The 24129-nt window shown below is 70.0% G+C and carries 23 protein-coding genes and 1 tRNA gene; 4 read left to right on the top strand and 20 right to left on the bottom strand.

Annotated elements, in window-relative coordinates:
- From AB3M90_RS00345 to serS, 6 genes are all read right to left on the bottom strand, one after another.
- Positions 1-1641 (bottom strand): glycoside hydrolase family 13 protein, encoded by a 1641-nt coding sequence (locus tag AB3M90_RS00345; RefSeq protein ID WP_412951178.1) that lies wholly within the window; start codon positions 1639-1641, stop codon positions 1-3.
- Between the two features lie 183 nt (positions 1642-1824).
- Entirely contained in the window at positions 1825-2829 is a 1005-nt protein-coding gene (locus tag AB3M90_RS00340) for a LacI family DNA-binding transcriptional regulator (protein ID WP_412949267.1), read from the bottom strand.
- 60 nt (positions 2830-2889) lie between these two features.
- Positions 2890-4125, bottom strand: a complete 1236-nt coding sequence (locus AB3M90_RS00335; protein ID WP_412949264.1) for an LCP family protein — start codon at positions 4123-4125, stop codon at positions 2890-2892.
- 25 nt (positions 4126-4150) lie between these two features.
- A tRNA-Ser gene (locus AB3M90_RS00330) sits at positions 4151-4235 on the bottom strand.
- A gap of 42 nt (positions 4236-4277) precedes the next feature.
- Positions 4278-5099, bottom strand: coding sequence for an HAD family hydrolase (locus tag AB3M90_RS00325; protein WP_412949261.1), 822 nt, complete (start codon positions 5097-5099; stop codon positions 4278-4280).
- Positions 5096-6433: a serine--tRNA ligase gene (serS, locus tag AB3M90_RS00320; protein ID WP_412949259.1), complete on the bottom strand. Its 1338-nt coding sequence runs from the start codon at positions 6431-6433 to the stop codon at positions 5096-5098. The genes AB3M90_RS00325 and serS overlap by 4 nt, the downstream gene beginning before the upstream one ends.
- Positions 6434-6490: 57 nt before the next feature.
- On the opposite strand from serS, the gene AB3M90_RS00315 reads away from it, so the two are divergent.
- On the top strand, positions 6491-7489 hold the full coding sequence (locus AB3M90_RS00315) for a diacylglycerol/lipid kinase family protein (RefSeq protein ID WP_412949257.1): 999 nt from the start codon (positions 6491-6493) through the stop codon (positions 7487-7489).
- Between the two features lie 15 nt (positions 7490-7504).
- Here the strand turns inward: AB3M90_RS00315 and AB3M90_RS00310 are convergent, their stop codons facing one another.
- From AB3M90_RS00310 to AB3M90_RS00300, 3 genes are all read right to left on the bottom strand, one after another.
- A complete protein-coding gene (locus AB3M90_RS00310; protein ID WP_412949255.1) occupies positions 7505-8248 on the bottom strand; it encodes a hypothetical protein in 744 nt (247 codons plus the stop codon).
- Between the two features lie 51 nt (positions 8249-8299).
- A complete protein-coding gene (gene cls, locus AB3M90_RS00305) occupies positions 8300-9760 on the bottom strand; it encodes a cardiolipin synthase (RefSeq protein WP_412949253.1) in 1461 nt (486 codons plus the stop codon).
- Between the two features lie 91 nt (positions 9761-9851).
- The gene (locus AB3M90_RS00300) at positions 9852-10025 is read right to left on the bottom strand and encodes a hypothetical protein (RefSeq protein WP_412949251.1); all 174 of its coding nucleotides are present in this window, start codon (positions 10023-10025) and stop codon (positions 9852-9854) included.
- A gap of 112 nt (positions 10026-10137) precedes the next feature.
- On the opposite strand from AB3M90_RS00300, the gene AB3M90_RS00295 reads away from it, so the two are divergent.
- Positions 10138-11253 carry a DUF4192 family protein gene (locus AB3M90_RS00295; protein WP_412949249.1) on the top strand — a complete coding sequence of 372 codons (1116 nt, stop codon included), beginning with the start codon at positions 10138-10140 and terminating at the stop codon, positions 11251-11253.
- Between the two features lie 16 nt (positions 11254-11269).
- On the opposite strand, the gene lysS is transcribed toward AB3M90_RS00295, so the two are convergent.
- A complete protein-coding gene (gene lysS, locus AB3M90_RS00290; protein ID WP_412949247.1) occupies positions 11270-12802 on the bottom strand; it encodes a lysine--tRNA ligase in 1533 nt (510 codons plus the stop codon).
- 80 nt (positions 12803-12882) lie between these two features.
- On the opposite strand from lysS, the gene AB3M90_RS00285 reads away from it, so the two are divergent.
- Positions 12883-14814, top strand: a complete 1932-nt coding sequence (locus AB3M90_RS00285; protein WP_412949246.1) for a DUF2207 domain-containing protein — start codon at positions 12883-12885, stop codon at positions 14812-14814.
- A 16-nt stretch (positions 14815-14830) separates the two neighbouring features.
- On the opposite strand, the gene AB3M90_RS00280 is transcribed toward AB3M90_RS00285, so the two are convergent.
- The 10 genes from AB3M90_RS00280 to hpt all read right to left on the bottom strand — a co-directional run bounded on the left by AB3M90_RS00280 (position 14831) and on the right by hpt (position 23429).
- A complete protein-coding gene (locus tag AB3M90_RS00280) occupies positions 14831-15523 on the bottom strand; it encodes a DUF2520 domain-containing protein (protein WP_412949244.1) in 693 nt (230 codons plus the stop codon).
- A gap of 4 nt (positions 15524-15527) precedes the next feature.
- Positions 15528-17348 carry a PH domain-containing protein gene (locus AB3M90_RS00275; RefSeq protein WP_412949242.1) on the bottom strand — a complete coding sequence of 607 codons (1821 nt, stop codon included), beginning with the start codon at positions 17346-17348 and terminating at the stop codon, positions 15528-15530.
- Positions 17345-17926: a PH domain-containing protein gene (locus AB3M90_RS00270; protein WP_412949240.1), complete on the bottom strand. Its 582-nt coding sequence runs from the start codon at positions 17924-17926 to the stop codon at positions 17345-17347. The genes AB3M90_RS00275 and AB3M90_RS00270 overlap by 4 nt, the downstream gene beginning before the upstream one ends.
- Positions 17877-18359, bottom strand: a complete 483-nt coding sequence (locus AB3M90_RS00265; protein WP_412949238.1) for a DUF3180 domain-containing protein — start codon at positions 18357-18359, stop codon at positions 17877-17879. The genes AB3M90_RS00270 and AB3M90_RS00265 overlap by 50 nt, the downstream gene beginning before the upstream one ends.
- Positions 18356-18895 carry a 2-amino-4-hydroxy-6-hydroxymethyldihydropteridine diphosphokinase gene (folK, locus tag AB3M90_RS00260; RefSeq protein WP_412949236.1) on the bottom strand — a complete coding sequence of 180 codons (540 nt, stop codon included), beginning with the start codon at positions 18893-18895 and terminating at the stop codon, positions 18356-18358. The genes AB3M90_RS00265 and folK overlap by 4 nt, the downstream gene beginning before the upstream one ends.
- Positions 18892-19284 (bottom strand): dihydroneopterin aldolase, encoded by a 393-nt coding sequence (gene folB / locus AB3M90_RS00255; RefSeq protein WP_412949234.1) that lies wholly within the window; start codon positions 19282-19284, stop codon positions 18892-18894. Before folB ends, folK begins: the two co-directional genes overlap by 4 nt.
- A 32-nt stretch (positions 19285-19316) precedes the next feature.
- A complete protein-coding gene (gene folP / locus AB3M90_RS00250) occupies positions 19317-20120 on the bottom strand; it encodes a dihydropteroate synthase (RefSeq protein WP_412949232.1) in 804 nt (267 codons plus the stop codon).
- Positions 20117-20746: a GTP cyclohydrolase I gene (gene folE, locus AB3M90_RS00245; protein ID WP_412949230.1), complete on the bottom strand. Its 630-nt coding sequence runs from the start codon at positions 20744-20746 to the stop codon at positions 20117-20119. Before folE ends, folP begins: the two co-directional genes overlap by 4 nt.
- A 1-nt stretch (position 20747) precedes the next feature.
- Positions 20748-22748 carry an ATP-dependent zinc metalloprotease FtsH gene (gene ftsH, locus AB3M90_RS00240; protein ID WP_412949228.1) on the bottom strand — a complete coding sequence of 667 codons (2001 nt, stop codon included), beginning with the start codon at positions 22746-22748 and terminating at the stop codon, positions 20748-20750.
- 129 nt (positions 22749-22877) lie between these two features.
- Complete coding sequence (gene hpt, locus AB3M90_RS00235; RefSeq protein WP_412949226.1) at positions 22878-23429, bottom strand: hypoxanthine phosphoribosyltransferase; 552 nt, start codon at positions 23427-23429, stop codon at positions 22878-22880.
- 102 nt (positions 23430-23531) lie between these two features.
- On the opposite strand from hpt, the gene AB3M90_RS00230 reads away from it, so the two are divergent.
- A complete protein-coding gene (locus tag AB3M90_RS00230; RefSeq protein WP_412949224.1) occupies positions 23532-24074 on the top strand; it encodes a DUF937 domain-containing protein in 543 nt (180 codons plus the stop codon).
- The last annotated feature ends 55 nt before the right edge of the window (positions 24075-24129 follow it).

Raw genomic sequence — 24129 nt, 5'->3', positions numbered from 1 at the left:
TCAGGTCGTCGTCGCAGCGGGTGCCGCGGTGGGCAGGAGAGCGAGCCAGGCGGTGGTGTCGGGCGGAAGCCCGTCGTCGAGCGGGCCGCTCGCCAGGAGGATCCGGTGGTGGGCGGGGAGCGGCACGGCCGTCGATCCGAGGTTCGTGATGCTGAGCACTCCGTCGCCGCGGCGGAAGGCGAGCACGTCGGCATCCGCCTCGAGCCAGGTGAACGCGCCGTCGCCGAACTCCGGCAGCGCCCGACGCAACCGGATCGCGCTCCGGTAGAGATGCAGCGTGGATGCCGCGTCGCTCTCCTGCGCCTCGACGGTCAGCGACGCCCAGTCGTCGGGTTGCGGCATCCACGGCGCTCCGCCGAACCCGTAGGGGGTGGCTTCGCCCGACCAGGGCAGCGGCACACGGCATCCGTCTCGCCCCGGATCGACGCCGCCCGAGCGGAAGTGCATCGGGTCTTCGATCGCGTCGCGCGGCACCTCGACCTCGGGCAGTCCCAGCTCGTCGCCCTGGTAGATGTACAGGCTCCCGGGCAGTGCCGCCACGAGCAGCGCGGCGGCGCGGGCGCGGGCGAGACCGCGCGCGGCATCCGTCGGCGTGCCGAAGCGCTTGCGGTCGAAGGCGAACGACGAGTCGGCACGGCCGTAGCGCGTCGCCGGCCGGGTGACGTCGTGGTTCGACAGCACCCACGTCGCCGGGGCTCCGACGGGTGCGTGCTCGGCGAGCGTGCGGGTGATCGAATCGCGCATCGCGCGGGCGCTCCACGGCTGCGTCATGAAGCCGAAGTTGAAGGCGGTGTGCATCTCGCCGGGGCGCAGGTAGCGGGCGAATCGCTCGGCGTCGTCGAGCCACACCTCGCCGACGAGCACCCTCTCACCGTCGTACTCGTCGGCGACCGCGCGCCACTCGCGGTAGATGTCGTGCAGCTCGTCCCGGTCGATGTGGGGGTGCCCGGTCGTCGGCGCGCCGCCGGCGGGGAGGTCGGGCAGGGCAGGGTCTTTCACCGGGAGGGCGGCCGAATCGATCCGCACGCCGGCGACGCCGCGGTCGAACCAGAAGCGCAGGATGTCTTCGTGCTCGCGGCGCACATCGGGGTGGTTCCAGTTCAGGTCGGGCTGCTCGGGAGTGAAGAGGTGCAGGTACCACTCCCCGGGGGTGCCGTCGGGGTTCTGCGTGCGCGTCCAGGTCTCGCCCTGGAAGCTCGAGACCCAGTTGGTGGGGATTCCGGCGCCGTCGGCTCCGCGGCCGGGGTGGAACCAGAAGCGTTCGCGCTCGGCACTGCCGGGTCCAGCGGCCAGGGCGCCCTGGAACCACTCGTGCCGGTCGGAGATGTGATTGGGGACGATGTCGATGATGGTGCGGATGCCGAGCGCGAGAGCCTCGGCGATCAGCTGTTCCGCCTCGGCGAGGGTGCCGAAACGGGGATCGATGTCGCGGTAGTCCTGCACGTCGTATCCGCCGTCGGCGAGAGGGCTGCGGTACCAGGGGTTGAACCAGAGCGCGTCGACACCGAGGCTCTTGAGATAGCCGAGTCGCGCACGAACGCCGGCCAGATCGCCGACGCCGTCGCCGTTCCCGTCGGCGAAGCTGCGCACGTAGACCTGGTAGATCACCGCCGTGCGCCACCAGCCCTCGTCGTCGGGCATGGTCGGCACGCGGTGCGGGGCGGATGCCGCGCGGCGCAGAACATCGGTGTTCACGGAACTCCTCGTCATCGGGGGATGACTCGAATGTAGCTTTCCGGGTTATCTGATGCAAGAACTAAACAGAATGTCGTAATTTTGCAATCCTTGCGGAGCGCGTGAAATGCCCGGGCGGGGCGGGATCGTTCACTCGAGCGGGCCGGTGGACGCCCGCAGCACGAGCTCCGGCTCGAACAGCAGTTCATCGCCGGGTTGGGCGGTGCCGGCGATCTGCGCGAGCAGGAGGGCGATGATCGCTCGACCCATCGACTCGATGGGCTGCCGCACGGTGGTCAGCGGCGGCTCGGTGCAGCTCATGAGCGCCGAGTCGTCGAAGCCGACGACGCTCACGTCGCGGGGAACGGCCAGCCCCGCGCGCCGCGCCGCGCGCACGGCGCCGAGCGCCATCGGATCGCTGGCGCACACGATGGCCGTCGCGCCCTCGGCGAACAGGCGCGATGCCCCGGCCTGCCCCGACTCCAACGAGTACAGACCGCGGATCACGAACTCGTCGCGAAGCGGGGTGCCGAGGCGCTCGAGCAGTCGACGCGCGGCGTCGAGCTTGCGCTGAGAAGGAACGTGATCGGCCGGTCCGAGCAGCAGGCCGATCCTCCGGTGCCCGAGCTGATGCACGTGAAGGATCGCCTGCTCGGCGGCGGCGGTGTCGTCGGTCGACACCGTGGCGAACGGGAGCTCCGGCACGCGGGCGTTCACGAGCACGGTCGGCAGATTCACCTGCCGAAGCCGCTCGTAGTGCTCGTGCGAGGCATCGGCCTGGGTGTAGTTGCCGCCCAGGAAGATGACGCCCGACACCTGCTGGGCGAGGAGGAGGTCGACGTAGTCCGACTCGGTCACTCCGCCAGCGTTCTGAGTGCACAGCAGCGGCGTGTAGCCGTTCTGGGTGAGCGCACCGCCGACGATCTCGGCGAACGCGGGGAAGATCGGGTTCTGCAGCTCCGGCAGCACGAGGCCGACCAGACGGGCTCGCTCACCGCGCAGCTTGGTCGGCCGCTCATACCCCAAGACGTCCAGCGCGGTGAGGACGGCCTGCCGCGTCGCATCCGACACTCCGGGCTTGTCGTTCAGCACACGGCTGACGGTGGCCTCGCTCACTCCGACCTTGCGCGCCACCTCGGCGAGTCGTTTCGACATGGCGTCAGTGTACGCAAGTTCTTGCAGGATCGCGCAAGCGACCTGCAGCAGGGGGACGAGCTAGCGGACGTTGCCGTTCGAGCAGGTCTGCTGAGCGGCGGAGTTGCCTTTGATCGTGTTGGGGAGTGCGACGATATTGTCCGGCGTCGCACTCGGGTCCGGGGTGGTCCCGTCGCTCGGGATCACCGGATCCTGCACGATGACGCCGTCACTGCTGCCGTTCTGATGGGTGATCTGCAGCTGGGCGTTCGCCTCGATCGCATCCCACAGCACGCTCGCCGCCTGCTGGTTGGGCACGACCTTGTTCGGGTCGGCGCTGTCGCCCACGGTCGGGTATTGCACGAACACGATGTCCTCGAAGGGCACCGACTTGACGGCCAGGGCGATCTGCACGATCTTCATCGGGTCGGCGAGCGACGTGCTGGTCTCGAGGTTGGTGAGGCCGATGTTGGCCAACTTCAGCATGATCGGCACGTTGCCGAGGGTCTCGCCGCTGATGAGGGCGCGGGCCAGGCTCGACATGTACTGCTGCTGGTTGCCGATGCGGCCGAGGTCGCTGCCGTCGCCGACGCCGTGGCGGGTGCGCAGGAACTGCAGCGCCTGCAGGCCCTGCAGATAGTGGGTACCCGCCTCCATGTCGAGGCCGGTGTACCGGTCCCTGATCGGGTTCGCGAGACACACCTCGACCCCGCCGATCGCGTTCGTGATCTCGATCACGCCGCCGAAGGTGACGGATGCCGCGAACTGGATCTCCTGACCGGTGAGCTCGCCGATCGTCTTGGCCACGCAGTTCAGCCCCGCGTCGGAGTACGCGACGTTGAGCGGCTGCTTGCTCATGCCCGAGTGGACCCGGCCGTCTTCATCGGTGCACTCGGGGATCGGGATCATCAGGTCTCGGGGGAAGCTGACCACCGTGATGCGCCGAGGCTCCTGTGAGACGTGCACCAGAAGGTTGACGTCGTTGAGCGTGCCACCGGCGTCCTTGCCGGTGCAGCGATCACCGAAGAGATCCTTGTACTTGTCTTCGCACGTGTCGACGCCGGTGAGGACGAGGTTGAACCCTCCCTTGTACTCGCCGATGTCCGGCGGCACGGCCTCCTGACCCTCCAGGTCGACGGCGTTCGCCGAGACGGTGCTGGAGAAGTCGTAGAGCAGGTATGCCCCGACACCGAAGCCGCTGACCAGCACCACCGCGAGTCCGATGGCGACGAACTTGAGAAGCTGGCTGACCGCGCCCGGGGTGCGCTGCTGACCGTGCCTCGCGATGGTGCGACGGCGTCGGGCGTTCTCGCTCACTCGTGGCCTTTCGGATTCTTGGATGCGGAGGGTGTGGGATTCGAACCCACGAGACATCTCTGCCCACTGGTTTTCAAGACCAGCTCCATCGGCCGCTCGGACAACCCTCCCGACAGAAGCATCTGCCGACAAGGCGTGAGTCTAGCCGAGTTCTATTCTGCCGCGTCGACCTGGGCGGGTGCTGGAAGGGTGTCGAGCGCCGCGGCGAGACCCCCGTCGATCACGTCGTCGGTGATCTCTCCGGCCGCGTCCTTCACCTCATCGGGAGCCTGGCCCATCGCGACCGCGCGCCCGCCCAGCGAGCGGGCCCAGCCGAACATCCCGATGTCGTTGCGCCCGTCGCCGGCGACGAACACGCGGTCGCCGTCGACACCGAGGGCCGTGCGCACCTGCTCCAGAGCAGTCCCCTTGTCGACGCCCTGCGGCGCGATGTCGAGCCATGCCGTCCACCCGATCGCGTATGAGACCTCGTTGAGCCCGGCATCCGCCACCAGACGGTGGAAGTCCTCCTCGTCGTGCTCGGGCGAGACGACGACGATGCGCGACACCGGCTCGGCCCCCAGCTCGTCGAAGTCGACCTGGCGCCCGCCGTCGAGGGTCCAGTCGTCGAGCACGGCCGTGTACAGGCGCTGGGCCGAGGCGAGCTCGACCATGTAGCGGGCCTCCGGCAGACGCTCCTGCAGCAGGGCGAGCACAGGCCTCGGATCGAAGGTCTCGACCTTCCAGCGCTCCCACTCGCCGTCGACGCGGCGCATCGTCACGGCGCCGTTCGAGCACACCACGTACTCGGCGGTGAGCCCGAGCTCTTCGACGTAGCGCTGCGTGGCCATCCAGCTGCGACCGGTCGCGATCGTCACCTCGTGCCCCGCGTCGCGCACCCGAGCGACGGCTTCGGGCACACCCGGGCTCATGGTCTCGTCCTGCAGCAGGATGGTGCCGTCGACGTCGAGGCCGACGAGCCAGGGCGAGTTCACTCGGCCCCCTGCGTCTGAGTCGATGCGGCTTCCCATCCGAGCGGGCGGATCACATCCATGCCGCCGAGGTACGGACGCAGCACCTCCGGGACGCGCACGGAGCCGTCGGCAAGCTGGTGGGTCTCGAGGAGGGCGACGATCCACCGGGTCGTCGCGAGCGTGCCGTTCAGCGTCGCGACGTGCTGGGTCTTGGCAGCACCATCGCCCTGCGTCGCCGAGTCGGTCGAGGCGCCCGGGCGGTACCGCACGTCGAGGCGGCGGGCCTGGAACGTGGTGCAGTTCGACGTGGAGGTCAGCTCGCGGAAGGCGCCCTGCGTCGGGACCCACGCCTCGATGTCGTACTTGCGCGCGGCGCTCGATCCGAGGTCGCCGGCGGCGACGTCGATCACGCGATAGGCGAGGCCGAGCGACGTCAGCATCTCCTCCTGGAGCTCGACGAGGCGCAGGTGCTCGGCCTCGGCATCCTCCGGGGTCGTGTAGACGAACATCTCGAGCTTGTTGAACTGGTGCACGCGGATGATGCCCCGGGTGTCCTTGCCGTGCGAGCCGGCTTCGCGGCGGTAGCACGTCGACCATCCGGCGTAGCGCAGCGGCCCTCCGCCGAGGTCGACGATCTCGTCTTTGTGGTAACCGGCGAGCGCCACCTCGCTCGTGCCGACGAGGTAGAGGTCGTCGTCCTTGTCGAGGTGATAGACCTCGTCGGCGTGCTCGCCGAGGAAGCCGGTGCCCTGCATGATATCCGGGCGCACGAGGGTCGGAGTGATGAGCGGCACGAACCCGTTCTGCAGGGCCTTGTCGAGTGCGAGGTTCATCAGCGCGATCTCGAGCCGTGCGCCGATGCCGCGGAGGAAGTAGAAGCGCGCGCCCGACACCTTGGCGCCGCGCTCCATGTCGATCGCGCCGAGGATCTCACCGAGCTCCAGGTGGTCACGGGGCTCGAAGTCGAAGGCGGGCACCTCTCCGACGCGCCTCAGCTCGACGAAGTCGGCTTCGCCGCCCGCGGGGACCCCGTCGATGACGACGTTCTCGACTCGCGCGAGGGCCGCCGCCGCCGCATCCGCCGCCTCGTGGGCCGCGTGCTGCGCGCGCTTGACGCGATCCGCGAGGTCTCGGGCCTGCGCGACCAGTGCCGCCTTCTCCTCCTTGGGAGCCCGGGCGACCTCCTTGCCGAACGCGTTCTGCTCGGCGCGCAGCTCTTCGAAGGCCGTCAGCGCGGCGCGGCGCGATCGATCGGCCTCGAGCGCGTCGTCGACGGTGCTCTGGTCGTTGCCCCGGGCGGCCTGCGAACGGCGGACGATCTCGGGCTTTTCGCGGAGGAGTGCGAGGTCGATCATCCACCAAGTCTAGGAGGTGCGCGAGAGGCGGGCGGATGCCGCGATTAGAGTAGCGCCATGACCTCGAGCGTGCCCGCCCGTCGACAGGCGGCCCTCGTGTACAACCCGATCAAGGTCGACGGGAAGAGGCTGCGCGCCGCCGTGCGCGAGCTGTCGGCGGAAGCCGGCTGGGAGCGCCCGGTCTTCTTCACGACGACGATCGAGGATGCCGGTCAGGCGGCGACCGCCCAGGCGCTGGCTCGCGGCGTCGACGTCGTTCTGGTGGCGGGCGGAGACGGCACCGTGCGCGCGGTGTCCGAGGCGATCTCGCACACGGGCATTCCGCTGGCGATCCTGCCCAGCGGCACGGGGAACCTGCTGGCGCGCAACCTCGGACTGCCGCTGGGGGATCCGGCCGAGATGATCCGCGCGGCTCTCGGCGACTTCCGGCATCCGATCGACATCGGCTGGGCGCGCCTCATCCGCGACGACGGGACCGACTCCGAGCATGCGTTCGTGGTGCTCGCGGGCATCGGGCTGGACGCCGACATGATCGCGAACACCCGCTCCGACCTCAAGCGATCGGTCGGCTGGATCGCCTACGTCGACGGCGCGGCACGCTCGCTCCCCCGCGCGCGTCCCTTCCGGGCGGTGTACCAGATCGACGACGGGCGCCTGCACACGACGCGCGTGCACAGCATCCTGTTCGCGAACTGCGGCACCCTCCCCGCGGGCATCGCACTCATCCCGGACGGGTCGATCACCGACGGCATCCTCGATGTCGCCGTCATCCAGCCGACGGGCGTTCTCGGATGGCTGGGCGTGTGGCGGAAGATCTGGTGGGACAACTCGGTCCTGCGCCGCTTCCGGGCCGGGCGACGGGTGCTCGAGCGACGCGGCAAGGACGCCTCGGTGCACTACCTGCGCGGGATCGTCGCGGAGGCCGCGGCGTCGCGACCCACTCCGATCGAGCTCGACGGCGACGAGTTCGGCGCAGCGGTGCGGATCACGTGCCGAGCCGATCCGGGCGCACTGCTGCTCGCGCTCCCGCCCGGACACCCCGTGACGTCGATCTGACGCGGGTGGCTCGGGTCAGCCGCGCTGCACGGTGACCGAGCCCTCGAGTCCTCCGCCCGAGAGCGTGAGCGTGAAGTCGTCGTCGTCGATCTCGGAGTCGCCGAACGAGACGATGGTGCCGCGCGGCCCGATGTCCATCGTGCAGACCTGATCTGCCTGGGTGACGAACGTGACCGTGCCCGCGTTCCCCGACCCTTCGACCGATTCGACGACGGGCGGGCACGACGACGATCCCCACGTCAGCAAGACGAGGCCTTCGTCGTCGAACCATCCGGCCGAGGGCTGATACTCGGTCGACGTGCCGGGGACTCCGGTGAAGGCGGGGTTCCCGTCGAGGTCGACGTCGCCCCTGGCGTCGCGGTAGGTGACCTCGAGCGTGATCTCGGCGGTGGGATCCACGCCGTCGGGAAGGGCCCCGAGGCTGGCACGCGGGGCGTAGTCGGCCGTGCAGGCCTTCTCCTCCCCCTCGGCGTCCTCGTCGCCGAGCAGGTCGGCGAGGACGACCGTGACCGTCTGCCCCTCGGCCGACACGTCTTCGACCTGTGGGACGCAGCCCGACGACCCCCAGGTGACGACCGCGAACATGCGTCCGTCGTCGAGAAGGGTGCCTTCGAGGTCGTCGAGGTCTCCACCGCCGTCGGCGGACGGCGCGGGCGAGCTGGTCGGCGTGTCGGAACCGGGCGACGAGGTGCAGCCCGCGAGGAGCAGCAGGACGACGAGCGGGGTGACGGCGGCTGCGAGACGCGTGCGGGGGGCCATGGTCACAGGGTACTCGCCCGGAATCTCCCGTTCACCTGGTCGCGCGGCACGTCACTGCAGCGCCGAGGTGAGGCGGGCGAGGTTGTCGAGCACGGTCGATCGGAGCGGCTGCTGCATCCACTCGTCGAGAGTCAGCTCGCGGCTCAGCGATCGGTACTTGTCTTCGACCGCGCGCATCTCGGCCACGAACTCCTGCCCGCGCACGAGCATCGAGACCTCGAGGTTCAGGCCGAACGAGCGCATGTCCATGTTGCTGGAGCCGATGACCGCCACCTCGTCGTCGATCGTCAGGCTCTTCGTGTGCAGGATGTACGGCTTGCGATACATCCAGATGCGCACCTCGGAGCGCAGCAGCGCTTCGTAGTAGCTGCGCTGGGCGTGGTAGACCATCGCCTGGTCGCCCTCTTCGGAGACGAAGAGCTCGACCTGCACGCCGCGGTCGACGGCCGCCGTGACGGCGAGCAGCAGCGCCTCGTCGGGCACGAAGTAGGGGCTGACGATCATGATGCGCTTCTTGGCGGCGTAGAGCAGCCCGAGGAACAGCTGGAGGTTGTTCTCGACCTCGAACCCGGGTCCTGACGGCACGACCTGGCAGTCGAGGTCGCCCGAGCCGATGTCGGCGTGCGCGATGTCGATCTCTTCGAGCACCTGATCGGTCTCGCTGTACCAGTCGCTGAGGAAGATCGCATTCACGCTCAGCACGACCGGCCCGTCGATGCGGACCATGAGATCGACCCAGTGCAGGCCGCGCTTGATGTTCTTCGGCAGGTTGTACGTCGAGTCGGTGATGTTCTGCGAGCCGAGGAACGCGACCTTGCCGTCGACGACGAGCAGCTTGCGGTGGTTGCGCAGGTCGGGTCGCTGCATCCGCCCCTTGAGGGGCTGCACGGGGAGCATCAGCTGCCAGTCGGCGCCCATGGCGTTGAGCCGCTTGATCGTGGCGCGGTAGCGGGGTTTCCACCGGTTGGCCCAGTGGTCGAGCAGGACCCTGACCTCGACGCCACGGGCGGCGACCTCCTCCATCGCGCGGAAGAAGTTGTCGGTCGAGTCGTCGGATTGCAGGATGTAGAACTCGGCGTGCACGTAGCTCTTCGCCTGGCGGATGGCGTCGGCCATCGCGTCGAGCGACTCCTGGTAGTCGGAGATGAGGTGGGCGCCGTTGTCGCCGGAGAGCGGCAGTGCGCCGAGCTTCTGATTCATCTCGACGATCGGACCGAACCAGGCGGGGGCGTTCGGGCGCAGGGTGCCGAAGTGCAGGTGCTCGCTCGTCCGCGCGATGTACTGGTTGATCTGGTCCTGCTTGCGTCGGCGGGCCCGCGGTAGACGCGGGTTGCCGATCAGCAGGAACAGGAACACGCCGACGAACGGGATGAAGAACACCGCGAGCAGCCAGGCCATGGCGGCGGTGGGCCTGCGGTTGCGCGGGATGATGATGATCGCGGCGGTGCGGATGACCAGGTCGAGCACCAGGAGGAAGGCGGCGATCCACCACCCCACGCCCTCCGGTGTCATCGTTTCCCCTCGCTCCAGCGGCGCCCATCGCCGAAGGTCGGCGCGGTCAGCCGCGCGTCTGCTTCACAGTAGCCGATGGCACCGACGGCGTTCAGGAACGCGGGGGCAGACCGCGCGCCGCGCGCTCCTCGGCCTCGATCTTCGCGTGCACCTTCCGCTCGGTGCGATCGGAGCGGAGGATTCCGCGCATAACGTAGAAGAAGACCGCGCTCACGCCGAGGGTCGGCAGGATCGACCATGCCGCGGCGAGCCAGAAGTTCTCCATCGTCCCATCGTACGCGAGCGACTCTTCGTCCACAGTCGCCCGAATCTGTCCGAGCCTTCCACAACGCCGCTGCGGCCCTCTCGGCGTCGCGGCGGTCGACGAAACTCCTGGGATGACAACAGTTCTTCGCGCCTCCGGCTCCGCCGAGTTCCTGCGCATGGTCCCCTCCCTCGCCGGCTTCACACCGCGGCAGAGCGTCGTCCTGCTGCCCTTCCGCGGCGCGCGCACCTACGGTGCGATGCGCCTCGACCTGCCGCACGACGACGTGCCGCTCGAGCGGTACGCCGATGCCGCCGTCGGACTCGTCGCCCGTGTCGAGGGGACGGATGCCGTCGCCGTGGTCGTGTACACCGACGAAGGCATCCAGCACACGCGCGACGGGCTGGTGCTGCCGTTCGCCGTGGAGGTCGACGAGCTGCTCGGATGCGCCGACGACGACGGACTGCGCGTGGTCGACGCGCTGTGCGTGACGCCGGAGGGGTGGTCGAGCTATCTCGCCGCCGAGCCCGAGCTGCGGCCCTCGGCGGAGATCGAGCCGCCGGCGGGCGGCGGCCTCGGCGACGACGTCTCGGGAGACCAGAGCGCGGGATCCGGCCTCCCGACCGTCGACCTGGCCGAGAAGGAGCGCGTGGGCCGGGCGCTGCGCGACCTGGAGACGGCGCTGGGCGACGGCGGGCGCGAACGCTCCGGACGCATGAATCCTCAAGCGGTCGCCGCGATCGCGATGCTCGAGAACATTCCCGCCTTCTTCGAGTCGGTGCTGCGCACGACGGAGGAGCTGCCGCCCTACGGGACGGCGGCTCTGCTGTGGTGCCTCGATCGCCCGCTGTTCCGCGACGTCGCGATCGTGCAGTGGGGAAGCGATCTCGCCGGCGGCCTTCGGGCACTCGGGGCTCAGCTCGCCTTCGCCGACGCCGCGGAGGTACCGCCCGACGAGCTCGGAGACGTCCTCCTCGGCCAGGGTCCCGCACCCGATGTCGAACGGCTGCGCCTCGCCCTCTCCGTCGTCCGCCAGGCGGCCGCCCGCGCGCCACGGGCGTCACGTCCCCCCGCACTCACCGTGGCGGCCTGGCTGTCCTGGGCGCTCGGCCGCTCGACCCACGCCGGCCACTACCTCGACCTCGTGCGCGAGATCGACCCGCACTACGGCCTCGCGATGCTTTTCGACGAGATGATCGGCGGCGCGATGCTTCCCGAGTGGGTGTTCCGGCGAGGGCCGGCGGCATGACCACCGGAGGCGACGGCTACTTGACGAGAGGGAACAGGATCGTCTCGCGGATGCCGAGCCCGGTGATCGCCATCAGCAGCCGGTCGATGCCCATGCCCATGCCCCCGGACGGCGGCATGCCGTGCTCGAGCGCTCGGAGGAACTCGCCGTCGACGGGCATCGCCTCGGCATCACCGCGCGCGGCGAGCTTGGCCTGCTCCTCGAAGCGCTCGCGCTGGATGACGGGGTCGACGAGCTCGGAGTATCCGGTCGCGAGCTCGAAGCCGCGGATGTACAGGTCCCACTTCTCCACGACACCGTCGATCGAGCGGTGCTCGCGCACGAGGGGCGACGTGTCGACGGGGAAGTCCATCACGAAGGTCGGCCGCACCAGGTCGCCCTTCACGAAGTGCTCCCACAGCTCCTCGACGAGCTTGCCGTGCGTGGCGTGCGCAGGCACGTCGACGCCGCTCGACTCGGCGAACGCGATCAGGTCGGCCACCGCGTCTTGCGGCGTGACGGTGCGACCGCACGCGGCCGACAGCGACTCGTACATCGAGATGCGGTCCCACTCGCCGCCGAGGTCGTACTCGGTGCCGTCGGCCCAGGTCACCGTCGTCGATCCGGTCACCGCGATCGCGGCCTGCTGCACCAGCTCCTGCGTGAGCGCGGCCATCTGCTGATAGTCGCCGTACGCCTGATAGGCCTCGAGCATCGCGAACTCGGGACTGTGCGTCGAATCGGCGCCCTCATTGCGGAAATTGCGGTTGATCTCGAAGACGCGCTCGATGCCGCCCACCACCGCGCGCTTGAGGTACAGCTCGGGAGCGATGCGCAGATAGAGCTCGGTGTCGAAGGCGTTGGAGTGGGTGATGAAGGGTCGCGCCGATGCCCCGCCGTGCTGGACCTGCAGCATCGGGGTCTCGACCTCGAGGTAGCCGTGACCGGCGAAGGTGGCCCGCAGGCTCGCGTTCACGGCGGCGCGAGCACGGACCGTGGTGCGCGCCTGCTCGCGGACGATCAGGTCGAGGTACCGGCTGCGGACGCGCCCCTCTTCGCTGAGCTCGGAATACGCGTTGGGCAGGGGGAGGATGGCCTTCGAGGCGATCGACCAGTCGTCCGCCATGATCGAGAGCTCGCCGCGACGGCTGGAGATGACCTCGCCGTGCACGAAGACGTGGTCGCCCAGATCGACGAACTCCTTCCATTCCGCCAGCGACTCCTCGCCGACGTTCGCCAGGGAGATCATCGCCTGGATGCGCGTGCCGTCACCGGCCTGCAGCGTGGCGAAGCACAGCTTGCCGGTGTTGCGGCTGAACACCACGCGGCCCGCGACTCCGACCACCACGCCGGTCTCGGCACCGGCGTCGAGCGCACCATACTCTGCTCGGAGGTCGGGGATCGAGTGGGTCACGGGCACGCCGACCGGGAACGCACCGCCGCCGGCATCCGTGCGCTTCTCGATCAGTCGCTCGCGCTTGGCGAGACGGACGGCCTTCTGCTCGTGGACGTCCTGCTCGGTCGAGAGGTCGGCCGTGGCCGGTGCGGGCGCGGCGGGCGCGTCAGTCATGTGGGGGGCTCCTTGAAGTCGTCCCCAGTTTACCGAGGCGCCGACGGGTCACATCCGCGCGGGCTGAGTAGCCTCGAACCATGAACGACGCACGGAGACATCGCCCGCTCGCCGCCGTCCTGCTCGCTCTCGCCGCGATCGTCCTGCCCACCGGCGCCGTGATCGCCCTGCCCGCCGGTGCGGATGCCGCCACCTCGGCCGCACCGGCATCCGCCTCGGTGCTCGCCGGGCTCCATGCCGACGGCGATGTCGACGACTTCTCCTACGCGTCATGGGACGCGGTCTACGAGGTCGGTCTCGACGACGACGGCCGCGCGCGCATGCACGTCACAGAGACCCTCGTCGCCCGTTTCCCCGACGACGACCAGAATCGCGGCATCGTCCGGGGCCTCCCGACCAGCTACCAGAACGCCGGCATCGACACTCGCATCGTCTCGGTGACCGATGAGGACGGCGCCGCCGTGCCGTACGAGACCGACGAGGAGGACGGGCTGCTGTTCGTCCTCACCGGAACCGACGCCTACGTGCGCGGCCTCACCACGTACGTGATCGAGTACGAGATGCGCGACGTGATTCTGCCCGCCGATTCGTCGACGGCCTCCGGCACCCGCGAGGGCGCGCGCGAGAGCGATGATCGACGACCGCCGGCCGACGAGTTCTTCTGGGATCTGCTGCCGTTCGACAGCACGCAGCCCATCGAGCGGTTCCGCGCCGACATCGTCTTCGACGCCGCGATGAGCGATCGGCTCATCGGATCGAAACGGTGCTACACCGGGTTCTCGGGATCGACGGCCGAGTGCGACATCGCCGGCCCCTCGGTCACCGACGGCATCGCCGCGTTCCGTGTCGAGTCGGGCGAGCGAGCCGCCGGCGACGGGGTGACGATCGCGATCGGGTTCGAGCCGGGCACCGCCGTCCAGCCGTCGGCGCGAACGCCGAATCCCGTCACCGACACCGTCCCGCTGGTGGCGGCGATCGGAGCCGCGACGCTGTCCGTGGGCGCCTGGGTCGGCGTGTGGAGCTTCCAGCGCCGGCGGCGCACCGCCTCCGGCATCGTCATCGCCCAGTACGACGTGCCCGACGCGATGCCGCCCCTCCTCGCCGCAGCCATCGTGCCGGGTGCCCGCGACGCCATCCCGGCGGAGATCGTGCATCTCGCCGTGCGCGGAGCCCTGCGCATCGAGGAGGGCTCCACACCCGAGAGTCCTCGGCTGCGGCGCCTCGCCGAACCCCGCGCCCTCGATCCCCTCGACACCGAGACCCTCGATGCCCTCTTCGTCGCCTCCGACGCCGCGGAGAGCGTGGACATCCCCTCCGAGAGCGCGGATTTCGCCGAACGCATGGGTTCCCTCGGGCAGAGCGGGGTCGCCGCGGCAGCGGCGCGCGGGCTCACGGCGAGGGCCCGCAGCCGCACCGCGATTGTCCTCCAATGGTGCGCGATCGCCATCGCCGTCGTCGGACTGACTCTCTCGGTGTGGGGTGTGGCGAGCGGACGGATCTCGGCGGTCCCGGCGCTCGCCGCGGTCTCGTTCGGCGCTGTGCTGGTGCTCGTCGCCTCGTTCTTCTCCTTCGCACGGCACACGGTGCTGACCCCCGACGGCGCGCGCGAGCTCGAACGCCTCCGCGGCGTGGAGGAGTTCATCCGCATCGCCGACGCCGACCGGCTGCGGATGCTGCAGTCGTACAGCGGTGCCGAGCGCCGACCCGACGGCGACGTCGACGTGATCCACGTCTACGAGCGCCTGCTGCCCTACGCGATGCTCTTCGGCCTGGAGAGGGAGTGGGGCGACGTGCTCGAGCAGGCGTACGCCCGCGAGCAGAGTGGTCCGGCGTGGATCGGCGACCCGACCTCTCCCCATCTCGGCATCGCCCTCGCCGGGTTCACGGCCTCGTCTCATGCGGCGGCGACGTACACCGCGCCGACGGCCGGAACGTCGTCGAGCGCCGGCGGTTCGTTCGGAGGCGGATTCGCCGGGGGCGGAGGAGGCGGCGGCTTCTCGGGCGGCCGCTGACAGCGCCGGTCCCCGGTCAGAGCAGGGGCGGAGGATCGGATGCTTCGCGCAGCGCGCGCTCGACCGTCGACTGCACGAGCGCCGAGAGGTAGCCGCCCGGATTCTCCACACCGATCTCGCGCAGCCGGGCGGTCGACTGCGCGATGACGGAGCGGGAGAACGTCGTCGCGGTCTCGACGGCATCCGCGTAGGCCGGTCTGTCGCCCTCGGCGATGACGATCGGCTCGCAGCCCATCTCGACGGCGAGCGCCTGGGCGATCGGCAGCACGGCCGCCGGCGCCGTCACGGCGGCGAAACCGGCCTGCAGCTGGCGCAGATCGATCGATGTGCCCGTGAACGTGATGGCGGGATGCACGGCGAGCGGGATCGCACCCCGCTCCGCCGCCGGTCGCAGCACCTCGGTGCCGTAGCCGGGGTCGGTGTGCAGGACCAGCTGCCCGATCTGCCAGCCGCCGACCTCGGCGATCCCCGCCACGAGCGATGCGAGCTGATCGGTCGGCACGGCCAGGATCACGAGCTCGGCCCGACGCACCACTTCGAGAGCCTCGAGCACCGGCACCCCCGGGAGGACGGCGGCGGCGCGCTCGTCGTCGGAGCCGTGGGTCCTTCCCACGACTGCGTGGCCGGCGCCGCCCAGAGCCGCCCCGATCACCGGACCCACGCGGCCGGCGCCGATGATGCCGACGCCGAGTCGTCCGTCGCGGACCACGCCGTCACTCACCGCGCAGCGGCGCGGCCGGCGGAGCAGACGGCGGCGCGACCGGCGGAGCAGGCGGCGGGGCGACCGGCGGCGCGACCGGCGGAGATGCCACCGGCGGCGAGAAGGGCGGCGGCGGGGCGACCGGCGGCGCGACGGTCACGCCCGCATCCGCGGCGTGCGCGCTCCATCGGTGGGTCGTGTCACGCGACGCTGCCTCCGCGGCGGCGCGGCTCACCTCGCCGAGCAGAGCCAGTGCGTCTTCGCGCTCCAGCCCGGAGAGGTACCCGGTGATGGGCCCCAGGGCCGTGTGGACCTGAGCGCCCGAGACGCGCTGCGCCCGGTCGATCGGGCCCTGCGAGAGCGAGACGCCCTGCAGTCGCGCGAGCGGGAAGATCGCGAGCTTGCGCCAGACCACACCGCGCCGCAGCAGCAGCCCGAAATCGGCGACCGCGTAGCCGTGGCGCTTCCACGACAGCGGACGGCGCCACCATGCCCGACGAGGCATCTTCCGGTACGGGTCTCCTTCGGCCGGCCCCACGACGCCCTGCTCCCACAGCTCCGACAGGGCTGAGGCGGGCATGTCGGGGAGCACCAGGCCCAGCACGCGCTCCACATCGGCGCGCTTGCCGACGGGGAGCACGACGTTGAACTGCTGCGCGCTCCCCGACTGCTGCGCGGCGACGCTCTTGCCGCTCATCCGGTTGATCTTGACCGTCCACCAACCGAACGGGCGCCACAGCAGCGATTGCGAGATCTCGACCGCGAAGATGCGCCCGGGAGGAAGGGTCTCGGTCACGGTGGTGAGCAGTCCGAAGGTGATGCGGATGCCGTCGGGGGTGGGCGCGATCGAGTAGCGCAGCGACTTCGAGATCTGTGCCCACGTGATGCCGACGACCGCGATGATCATGGGGATGCCGATGCCGAGGCCGATGCCCAGCGCCACCAGCCCGCCGCCGGGATCGCCGTCGGCCAGCAGCCCGATCAGCGTGCTGCCGATGGCGATCGCGAAGATCACGCCGAAGAAGAGCAGCCAGAGCAGTCCCGAGATCAGCTGCGATCCGACGAGACGGCCGGTCGGGATCTTCACGACGCTCTCGGGTGCGACGTCGGCGAGATCGACGCCGGTGATCAGGCTCGTCACACCCTCATTCACCGAACCGATCAGCTGCGCCCTCGCCGAGATCGGTGCCGCCGCGGCATCCGTCTGGGGGTTCAGGGCGGCGTGACGCGCCGCGCGCGCTCCGGAGGCGAGTCGGAGGATGTCGGCGCGCACCGACTCGGCGCGCGTCGTGGCGAGGTACTCCAGATCGACGTTGGCGTCGTTGCCCGCGCCCACGACCTCGAGCTTGGCGAGGCCGATGATGCGCGCGGGGAACGGACGCGTGAGGTTGACGCCCTGCACGCGGTCGAGGGGAGCACGGCGATGCGAGCGGAAGACGATGCCCTTGCGCACCTCGACGTGCTCGCCGGTGATGCGGAACTGGTGGAAGCGCCAGACGATCCAGAAGATCAGGATCAGGATGACGAGCAGACCCAGCACGCCGAGGAGCACGAGCAGGATGAGATTGTTCTCGAGCACCCAGTCGACCGGGCTTCCGCCGGTGAAGTCGCCGTAGTGCGCCTCCTCCGGCGTGAACAGCGCCACGAACCAGGTGATCAGCCGATCGCGCATGTTCGTGATCACGATGCCCGCGATGATGATCAGCACCAGCCCGCCCTTGAACAGCGGGGTGAGCGGATGCATCCGGTGCCATTCACCGTCGGCGAGGGTCGCCGAATCGTCATCACTCGAATCCGGCGCCGGCGGGCTGCCTGGCAGCTGCGGGGCGCTCACAGGCCGGTCCGCCGGGTCTCGGCCACCTCGATGAGGGTGTCGCGCAGCGCCTCCGACGCCGATTGCGTGAGTCCGGGGATCTGCACGCCGGTCGTCGCCGCGGCGGTCACCATCTTCAGCTGCGAGACGCCGAAGGCGCGGTCCAGCGGCCCCTGGGTGATGTCGACGAGCTGCATGCGGCCGTAGGGCACGGCGATCATCCGCTGCCACAGGATGCCCTTGCGGAAGACGATGTCGTCGGCGCGGAGCATGTATCCGATCGCGCGCGCCTGACGCGGCAGGATGATGAGCGTGATCACGGTGATGAGCAGGATCGCGCCCGCGGGGATCCACACCCAGTCCTGGCCGAGCACGATGTTCAGGGCCACGGCGGCGGCGATGACGATCGCGATGAAGATGAGGTTCTGCACGATCTGCGACACCACGTAGCGCGGCGAGATCTGGTGCCACGTGCCGTCGAGCTCGAGCCGCGCCGGGTTGCGGGTCGTGCGCAGCCGGGTGTAGGTGCCCTGGTCGAGCGCGTCGAGGTCAGTGCCCTCCGCCGGGTTCAGGGGCGCGGTCTCTGGGTTCTGAGTCATCAGGATCCTTCGGCAGGGTGCAGAACTGCTCGGCGACGAGCGCGGCGATCACGAGAACGATCGCACTCCCGATCAGGGCCAGCATGGCCACTGTCGACCCTACCGGCGGATCGATGGGCCGCGACAACAGGAAGGTCAGCAGGCCGGCACCGAAGCCGGCCATGATCGCGCCCAGCAGGCTGGATGCCCGTGCCAGGGTCGCGGCGCGCAGCGCCCGGAAGGGATCGATCCGGATGCCGGTCCGCACGCTGCTGCGCACCGGCCAGGCGACGCCCAGCGCCGCCGACGCGATCAGGAGCAGGAGGACGGGCAGCAGGAGCGAGGGGGTGAAGGTCGCGCGGCCGGCCGCCGTCAGCAGGTGGTCGAGGAGGAAGCCCACTCCGCCGCCCGCGAGGGCGAGCACGACGAGGAGACCGGCCGAGGTGCGCCTCATCCCTCGCCTCGCAGACGTAGCTCGGCCACCAGGTCCGCCACGCTGCCGTGCCCGTGGAGCCGGGCGTCGGGGTCGACGTCGAGCCACGGCTCGAGCACGAACAGGCGCTCGGCGGCGCGCGGATGCGGCAGCTGAAGCTCCGGGGCGTCGGAGACGACGTCGCCGTAGGCGATCAGGTCGAGGTCGAGCGTGCGGTCGCCCCAGCGCTCTCGGCGCGTGCGACCGTGCTCGTCCTCGATGGCGTGCAGCATGCCGAGGAGGATCTCGGGAGCGAGGCGGGTCGTGACGAGCGCGACGGCGTTGACGTACCCCGGCGCCTCCGGGTCGGGTCCGTCGATGCGCAGCGCCACCGTCTCGAACAGCCGGGACAGGCGCACGTCGCTCACCAGTGGCAGACGGGCGATGCGATCGGCGGCCGCCTCGACGGTCGCGCGGCGATCGCCGAGGTTCGCGCCGAGGGCGACGACCGCGAGGGTGTCGGGGCGTCCGGGTCCGGAGGCGGGGATGTCGGGCGGGATCGTCAGACTGCGGCTCATGCGGGGATGACCTCCCGGGCCGTGTCACGGCGGCGATGCACGGTGACGGACACGTCGTCGAAGGTCAGCGGGATCGGCGCGTGCGGCTTGTGCACGGTCACGGTGACCGCCCGCACGCGCACGTCGTCGAGAGCGATCCGCGCGATGCGCTCGGCGAGCGTCTCGATGAGGTCGACCGGCTCGCCGGCGACCACCGCCGCCACCCTCTGTGCCAGCTCGCCGTAGTGCACCGTGTCGTGGACGTCGTCGGACGCCGCTGCCGGCCGCAGATCGAGCCGCAGCCGGAGGTCGACCGTGAACTCCTGGCCCTCGTCGCGTTCGTGCGCGTAGACGCCGTGGCGCCCGAACACGGTCAGTCCCGTGAGGGCGATCTCGTCGAGCTGATCCATGCTTCTAGCGTACGGCGACGCCCGCGGGCCGTTCAGCCGTTCCAGGCCTGAGCGACCGCGAGGGCGTCGCGGGTCGAGGCGACGTCGTGCACGCGCACGGCCCAGGCTCCCGCCCGCGCGGCCAGCGCGCTGGTGACGGCGGTGGCCAGGTCGCGTCGCTCCTCCGAGACCTCGTCGCCGTCGCCGCGCCGCAGCGTCTCGGCGAGGAACCGCTTGCGCGACGTGCCGAGCAGGACGCGCGGCCCCAGGGCGACGATCTCGTCGAGACCGCGCAGCACGTTCCAGTTCTGGGTACCGGCCTTGGCGAAGCCGATGCCGGGGTCGACGATGAGACGCGACGGGGCGATCCCGGATGCCGCGGCCTCGCCCATCCGCTCCTGCAGCTCTCCCGCGACCTCGCGGGCGATCCGGCGGTACTCGGCGTTCGCGTACATGTCGGAGGAGAATCCGCGCCAGTGCCCGATGACGTAGTCGGCACCGGACTCGGCGACCGCCGCGCGCATGTCGGGATCGGCGAGGCCGCCCGAGACGTCGTTGACGATCCGCGCCCCCGCGCGCACGGCGGCGACGGCGGTGGCCGCGCTGAGGGTGTCGATGCTGACCGGAACGCCGGCGGCCGCGAGCTGCTCGACGACGGGGAGGACGCGCTGCTGCTCCACCTCGGGGGCGACACGCTCGGCGCCCGGCCGCGTGGACTCCCCGCCGACATCGAGCACGGTGGCACCGTCGGCGCGCAGTCGGAGTCCGTGGGCGACGGCCCGGTCGACGTCGAGGTAGCGCCCCCCGTCGCTGAACGAGTCGGGCGTCACGTTGACGATGCCCCAGATGCCCGTCACCACGGGAGGCCCTGGTCGGAACCATGGGTCCCTGAGCTCGTCGAAGGGCCGCCGATCAATGCGATGAGCTCGGCCCGAGCCGCAGCATCCGTGTACACGCCGCGCGCGGCGATCGTCAGAGTCGACGCCTCCGGCTGCCGACCTCCGCGCATCGTGACGCACCCGTGCGCGGCGTCGAGCACGACCAGCACGCCACGGGTGTCGAGATGCTCGGCGATCGCGTCGGCGATCTGCTCGCCGAGACGCTCCTGCACCTGCGGTCGCGCCGAGAGGATCTCCACCACACGTACGAGCGCGCCGAGGCCGACGACCCGCTCCCCCGGCAGATACGCGAGGTGGGCGTGCCCGGCGAATGGCAGCAGGTGGTGTTCGCACACCGAGCGGAAGCGGATGTCGCGCAGCAGCACGGCGCCCGACGGCAGGGTGTCGGGAGCCGGACCGCGGGTGACGCTGATGGTGCGCGCGAGCGGCTCGGCGGCATCCTCGCCGACACCGGAGAAGAACTCCGAGTACAGCTCGGCCATCCGCGCCGGCGTCTGCCTGAGCCCGGGGCGATCGGGATCCTCGCCGATCGCCTCCAGGAGCTCCCGGGTGAGTCGCTCGACGCGCTGCCTGTCGACGGTCACGTCACGCCGTCGCGGGACGGGGGTGCCCGGCTCCCGCCGAACCCTGCTGCGTGCGCGGCGCGACGGCCGGAGCCTCGACGGATGCCGCGAGAGACACGTCCTTCTTCGGCACCTCGATCGGCGGGCGCTCCGAGACGGGGCGGTCTTCGCTCGACAGCCACAGCGGACGCTCGGGCAGCTTCTTGACCTCGGTGAAGATCTCGGCGATCCGGTTGTGATCGAGCGTCTCCTCCTCGAGCAGCGCCAGGGCGAGGCGGTCGAGGATGTCGCGGTTCGCGCTGAGCACCTCGTAGGCCTCGTTGTGGGCCTGCTCGATCAGGGCGCGCACCTCGGCGTCGACCCGCTCGGCGACCTTCTCGGAGTACTCCCGGCCGCGGCCCATGTCGCGTGCCACGAACACGTCGCCGCCCTCCGAGCCGAGCTTGACGGGACCGACCTGCGTGGTCATGCCGTATTCGATCACCATCTTGCGGGCGATCGAGGTCGCCTTCTCGATGTCGTTCGACGCGCCCGTGGTCGGGTCGTGGAAGATGATCTCCTCGGCGACGCGACCGCCCATGGCGTAGGTCAGCTGGTCCTGGAGCTCGTTGCGGGTGACCGAGTACTTGTCGTCGAGCGGCAGCACCATCGTGTAGCCGAGCGCCTTGCCGCGCGGGAGGATCGTGATCTTGGTGACCGGATCGGTGTAGTTCATCGCCGCGGCGGCGAGCGCGTGCCCGCCCTCGTGGTACGCCGTGATGAGCTTCTCCTTGTCGCGCATCACACGCGTGCGACGCTGAGGACCGGCGATCACGCGATCGATGGCCTCGTCGAGTGCGCGGTCGTCGATCAGCTGCGCGTTCGACCGTGCGGTCAGCAGCGCGGCCTCGTTCAGCACGTTGGCGAGATCGGCGCCGGTGAAGCCGGGCGTCTTGCGCGCCACCACTTCGAGATCGACGTTCTTCGACAGCGGCTTCCCGCGGCTGTGCACCTCGAGGATCTTCTGGCGGCCCTTCAGGTCGGGGGCGTCGACGCCGATCTGACGATCGAAGCGCCCGGGGCGCAGCAGGGCGGGATCGAGGATGTCGGGCCGGTTCGTGGCGGCGATCACGATGACGTTGGCGTTCGGGTCGAAGCCGTCCATCTCCACGAGCATCTGGTTGAGCGTCTGCTCGCGCTCGTCGTTGCCGCCCCCCATGCCGGCCCCGCGGTGACGGCCGACGGCGTCGATCTCGTCGATGAAGATGATGGCGGGGGCGTTCTCCTTGGCCTGACCGAAGAGGTCGCGCACGCGAGACGCACCGACACCGACGAACATCTCGACGAAGTCGGACCCCGAGATGGAGTAGAACGGGGCGCCGGCCTCGCCCGCGACGGCGCGAGCCAGCAGGGTCTTTCCGGTTCCGGGAGGGCCGTACAGCAGCACGCCCTTCGGGATGCGGGCGCCGATGGCCTGGAACTTCGCGGGATCCTGGAGGAACTCCTTGATCTCCTGCAGCTCCTCGATCGCCTCGTCGGCACCGGCGACGTCGGCGAAGGTGACGGTCGGCGTCTCCTTGTTGACGAGCTTGGCCTTGGATTTGCCGAACTGCATGACCTTGCCTCCCCCGCCCTGCATCGACGAGAGCAGCCACCAGAAGAGGAGGCCGAGCAGCACGAGCGGCAGGAGGAGGGAGAGGAATCCGTCGAACCAGGTGGCGCGGGGCACGGCGTCGTTGAAGCCGTCCTTCGGCGCCGCGTCGTCGATGGCCGAGACCACCTCGTCGGCACGGGCCGTGACGTAGTAGAACTGCACGTTCTCGGAACCCTCGAACGGCTTCGACAGCGTCATGTCGACGCGCTGGTCGCCGTCGGTGTTCACGACCTCGGTCACCGTCTTGCCGGAGAGCAGCTCGAGCCCTTCCTGGGTGGTGATCTGCTTCGGAGCGCCGAGGTTCGAGATGAGGAGGAAGCCACCGAAGAGCAACGCGCCGATCAGCGCGACGTAGATCAGCGGGTTCCGGGTGAGCTTCTTCACATCCATGGTCGGATCAGCGTATCGCGCGTGCGCTAGGCACCCGCTGTGCGTTCACCCACGGCGTATCCCTTCGACGGGCTCAGGGATCCATGGGTCGACGAGCCGGCCGCCCGGGTCGCTGAGCCTGTCGAAGCGTCAGGAGTAGACGTGCGGCGCGAGCACCGCGACGTCTCGCAGGTTGCGGTAGCGCTCGTCGTAGTCGAGCCCGTACCCGACGACGAAATCGGTGGGGATGTCGAAACCGACGTACTTGCAGTCGATCTCGACCTTCGCCGCCTCGGGCTTGCGCAGCAGCGCGAGCACCTCGATCGACGCGGCACCGCGAGAGCCGAAGTTCTCGAGCAGCCAGCTGAGCGTGAGACCGGAGTCGATGATGTCCTCGACGATGAGGACGTGCTTGCCGTTGAGGTCGGTGTCGAGGTCCTTCCGGATCTGCACGACGCCGCTCGATTTGGTGCTGGCGCCGTAGCTCGACACGGCCATCCAGTCCATCGGCGCATGGAACGGCAGCGCACGTGCGAAGTCGGCCATGACCATCACCGCACCCTTGAGCACCCCGATCAGGACCAGGTCCTTGCCCTCGTAGTCGACGGCGACCTGCGCGGCGAGCTCGTCGAGCTTCGCGCGGATCTCCTCTTCGGTGACGAGGATCTGGGCAAGGTCGTCCTGGATTTCCGCGGCGCGCATGGGTCGATTTTAGGCGATCCGGTCGGATGCTCCGACCCGGCGGTCGCGCGCACTACTGTGAGCGGGGAGACGGGCGGATGCCCACGGACGGAAGGAATCATCATGGCTCTCGACGACATCCTCGGCCAGGTGCCGATCGACGACCTCGCCGCGAGGCTGGGGGTCTCCCGCGATGAGGCGAAGGTCGCGGTCGAGCAGGGCGGCGCGGTGCTGCTGAGCGGTCTCGCGAAGAACGCCGAGACCGCCGAGGGCTCTGCCGCCATCCAGCAGGCCCTGCAGAAGCACGCCGGATCGAAGCGGGCGTCGACGGTCGACGACGTGGATCAGGCCGACGGCGGCAAGATCGTCGCGCACATCCTCAAGGGCAAGGAGAAGGAGGTCGCCGATCAGCTCACCGAGTCGAAGGCGACCGCCGGAATCGACTTCGGGAAGCTCCTGCCCATCCTCGCCCCCATCGTGATGGGGCTGATCGCGAACGCCACCAAGGGCAAGGACGCCCCGGCCGGCGGTCAGGCACAGTCCGGCGGCGGCGGACTCGGCGACGTGATCGGCGGCCTCCTCGGCGGCGGCTCGACCTCCGGCGGATCGGGTGGCGTCGGCGATCTGCTCGGAGGTGTGCTCGGCGGGCTCTTCGGCAAGAAGTAGCCCGCGACCGGTCGTCGAGCGAGCGCAGCGACACGAAACGCGGGCTTCCCGATCG

It is taken from the genome of Microbacterium martis (assembly GCF_047246685.1).
Taxonomy (GTDB): Bacteria; Actinomycetota; Actinomycetes; order Actinomycetales; family Microbacteriaceae; genus Microbacterium.
The sequence above is the reverse complement of the archived record's forward strand: the minus strand, read 5'-3'. Positions and strand labels throughout refer to the sequence as shown.

Excerpts from the sequence above, each read along its gene's own strand:
- AB3M90_RS00345 (WP_412951178.1), bottom strand. The coding sequence starts at position 1,641 with ATGCCCGACGACGAGGGCTGGTGGCGCACGGCGGTGATCTACCAGGTC.
- AB3M90_RS00340 (WP_412949267.1), bottom strand. The coding sequence starts at position 2,829 with ATGTCGAAACGACTCGCCGAGGTGGCGCGCAAGGTCGGAGTGAGCGAG.
- serS (WP_412949259.1), bottom strand. The coding sequence starts at position 6,433 with ATGATCGACCTCGCACTCCTCCGCGAAAAGCCCGAGATCGTCCGCCGT.
- AB3M90_RS00315 (WP_412949257.1), top strand. The coding sequence starts at position 6,491 with ATGACCTCGAGCGTGCCCGCCCGTCGACAGGCGGCCCTCGTGTACAAC.
- AB3M90_RS00310 (WP_412949255.1), bottom strand. The coding sequence starts at position 8,248 with ATGGCCCCCCGCACGCGTCTCGCAGCCGCCGTCACCCCGCTCGTCGTC.
- cls (WP_412949253.1), bottom strand. The coding sequence starts at position 9,760 with ATGACACCGGAGGGCGTGGGGTGGTGGATCGCCGCCTTCCTCCTGGTG.
- AB3M90_RS00300 (WP_412949251.1), bottom strand. The coding sequence starts at position 10,025 with ATGGAGAACTTCTGGCTCGCCGCGGCATGGTCGATCCTGCCGACCCTC.
- AB3M90_RS00295 (WP_412949249.1), top strand. The coding sequence starts at position 10,138 with ATGACAACAGTTCTTCGCGCCTCCGGCTCCGCCGAGTTCCTGCGCATG.
- lysS (WP_412949247.1), bottom strand. The coding sequence starts at position 12,802 with ATGACTGACGCGCCCGCCGCGCCCGCACCGGCCACGGCCGACCTCTCG.
- AB3M90_RS00285 (WP_412949246.1), top strand. The coding sequence starts at position 12,883 with ATGAACGACGCACGGAGACATCGCCCGCTCGCCGCCGTCCTGCTCGCT.
- AB3M90_RS00270 (WP_412949240.1), bottom strand. The coding sequence starts at position 17,926 with ATGACTCAGAACCCAGAGACCGCGCCCCTGAACCCGGCGGAGGGCACT.
- AB3M90_RS00265 (WP_412949238.1), bottom strand. The coding sequence starts at position 18,359 with ATGAGGCGCACCTCGGCCGGTCTCCTCGTCGTGCTCGCCCTCGCGGGC.
- folK (WP_412949236.1), bottom strand. The coding sequence starts at position 18,895 with ATGAGCCGCAGTCTGACGATCCCGCCCGACATCCCCGCCTCCGGACCC.
- folB (WP_412949234.1), bottom strand. The coding sequence starts at position 19,284 with ATGGATCAGCTCGACGAGATCGCCCTCACGGGACTGACCGTGTTCGGG.
- ftsH (WP_412949228.1), bottom strand. The coding sequence starts at position 22,748 with ATGGATGTGAAGAAGCTCACCCGGAACCCGCTGATCTACGTCGCGCTG.
- hpt (WP_412949226.1), bottom strand. The coding sequence starts at position 23,429 with ATGCGCGCCGCGGAAATCCAGGACGACCTTGCCCAGATCCTCGTCACC.
- AB3M90_RS00230 (WP_412949224.1), top strand. The coding sequence starts at position 23,532 with ATGGCTCTCGACGACATCCTCGGCCAGGTGCCGATCGACGACCTCGCC.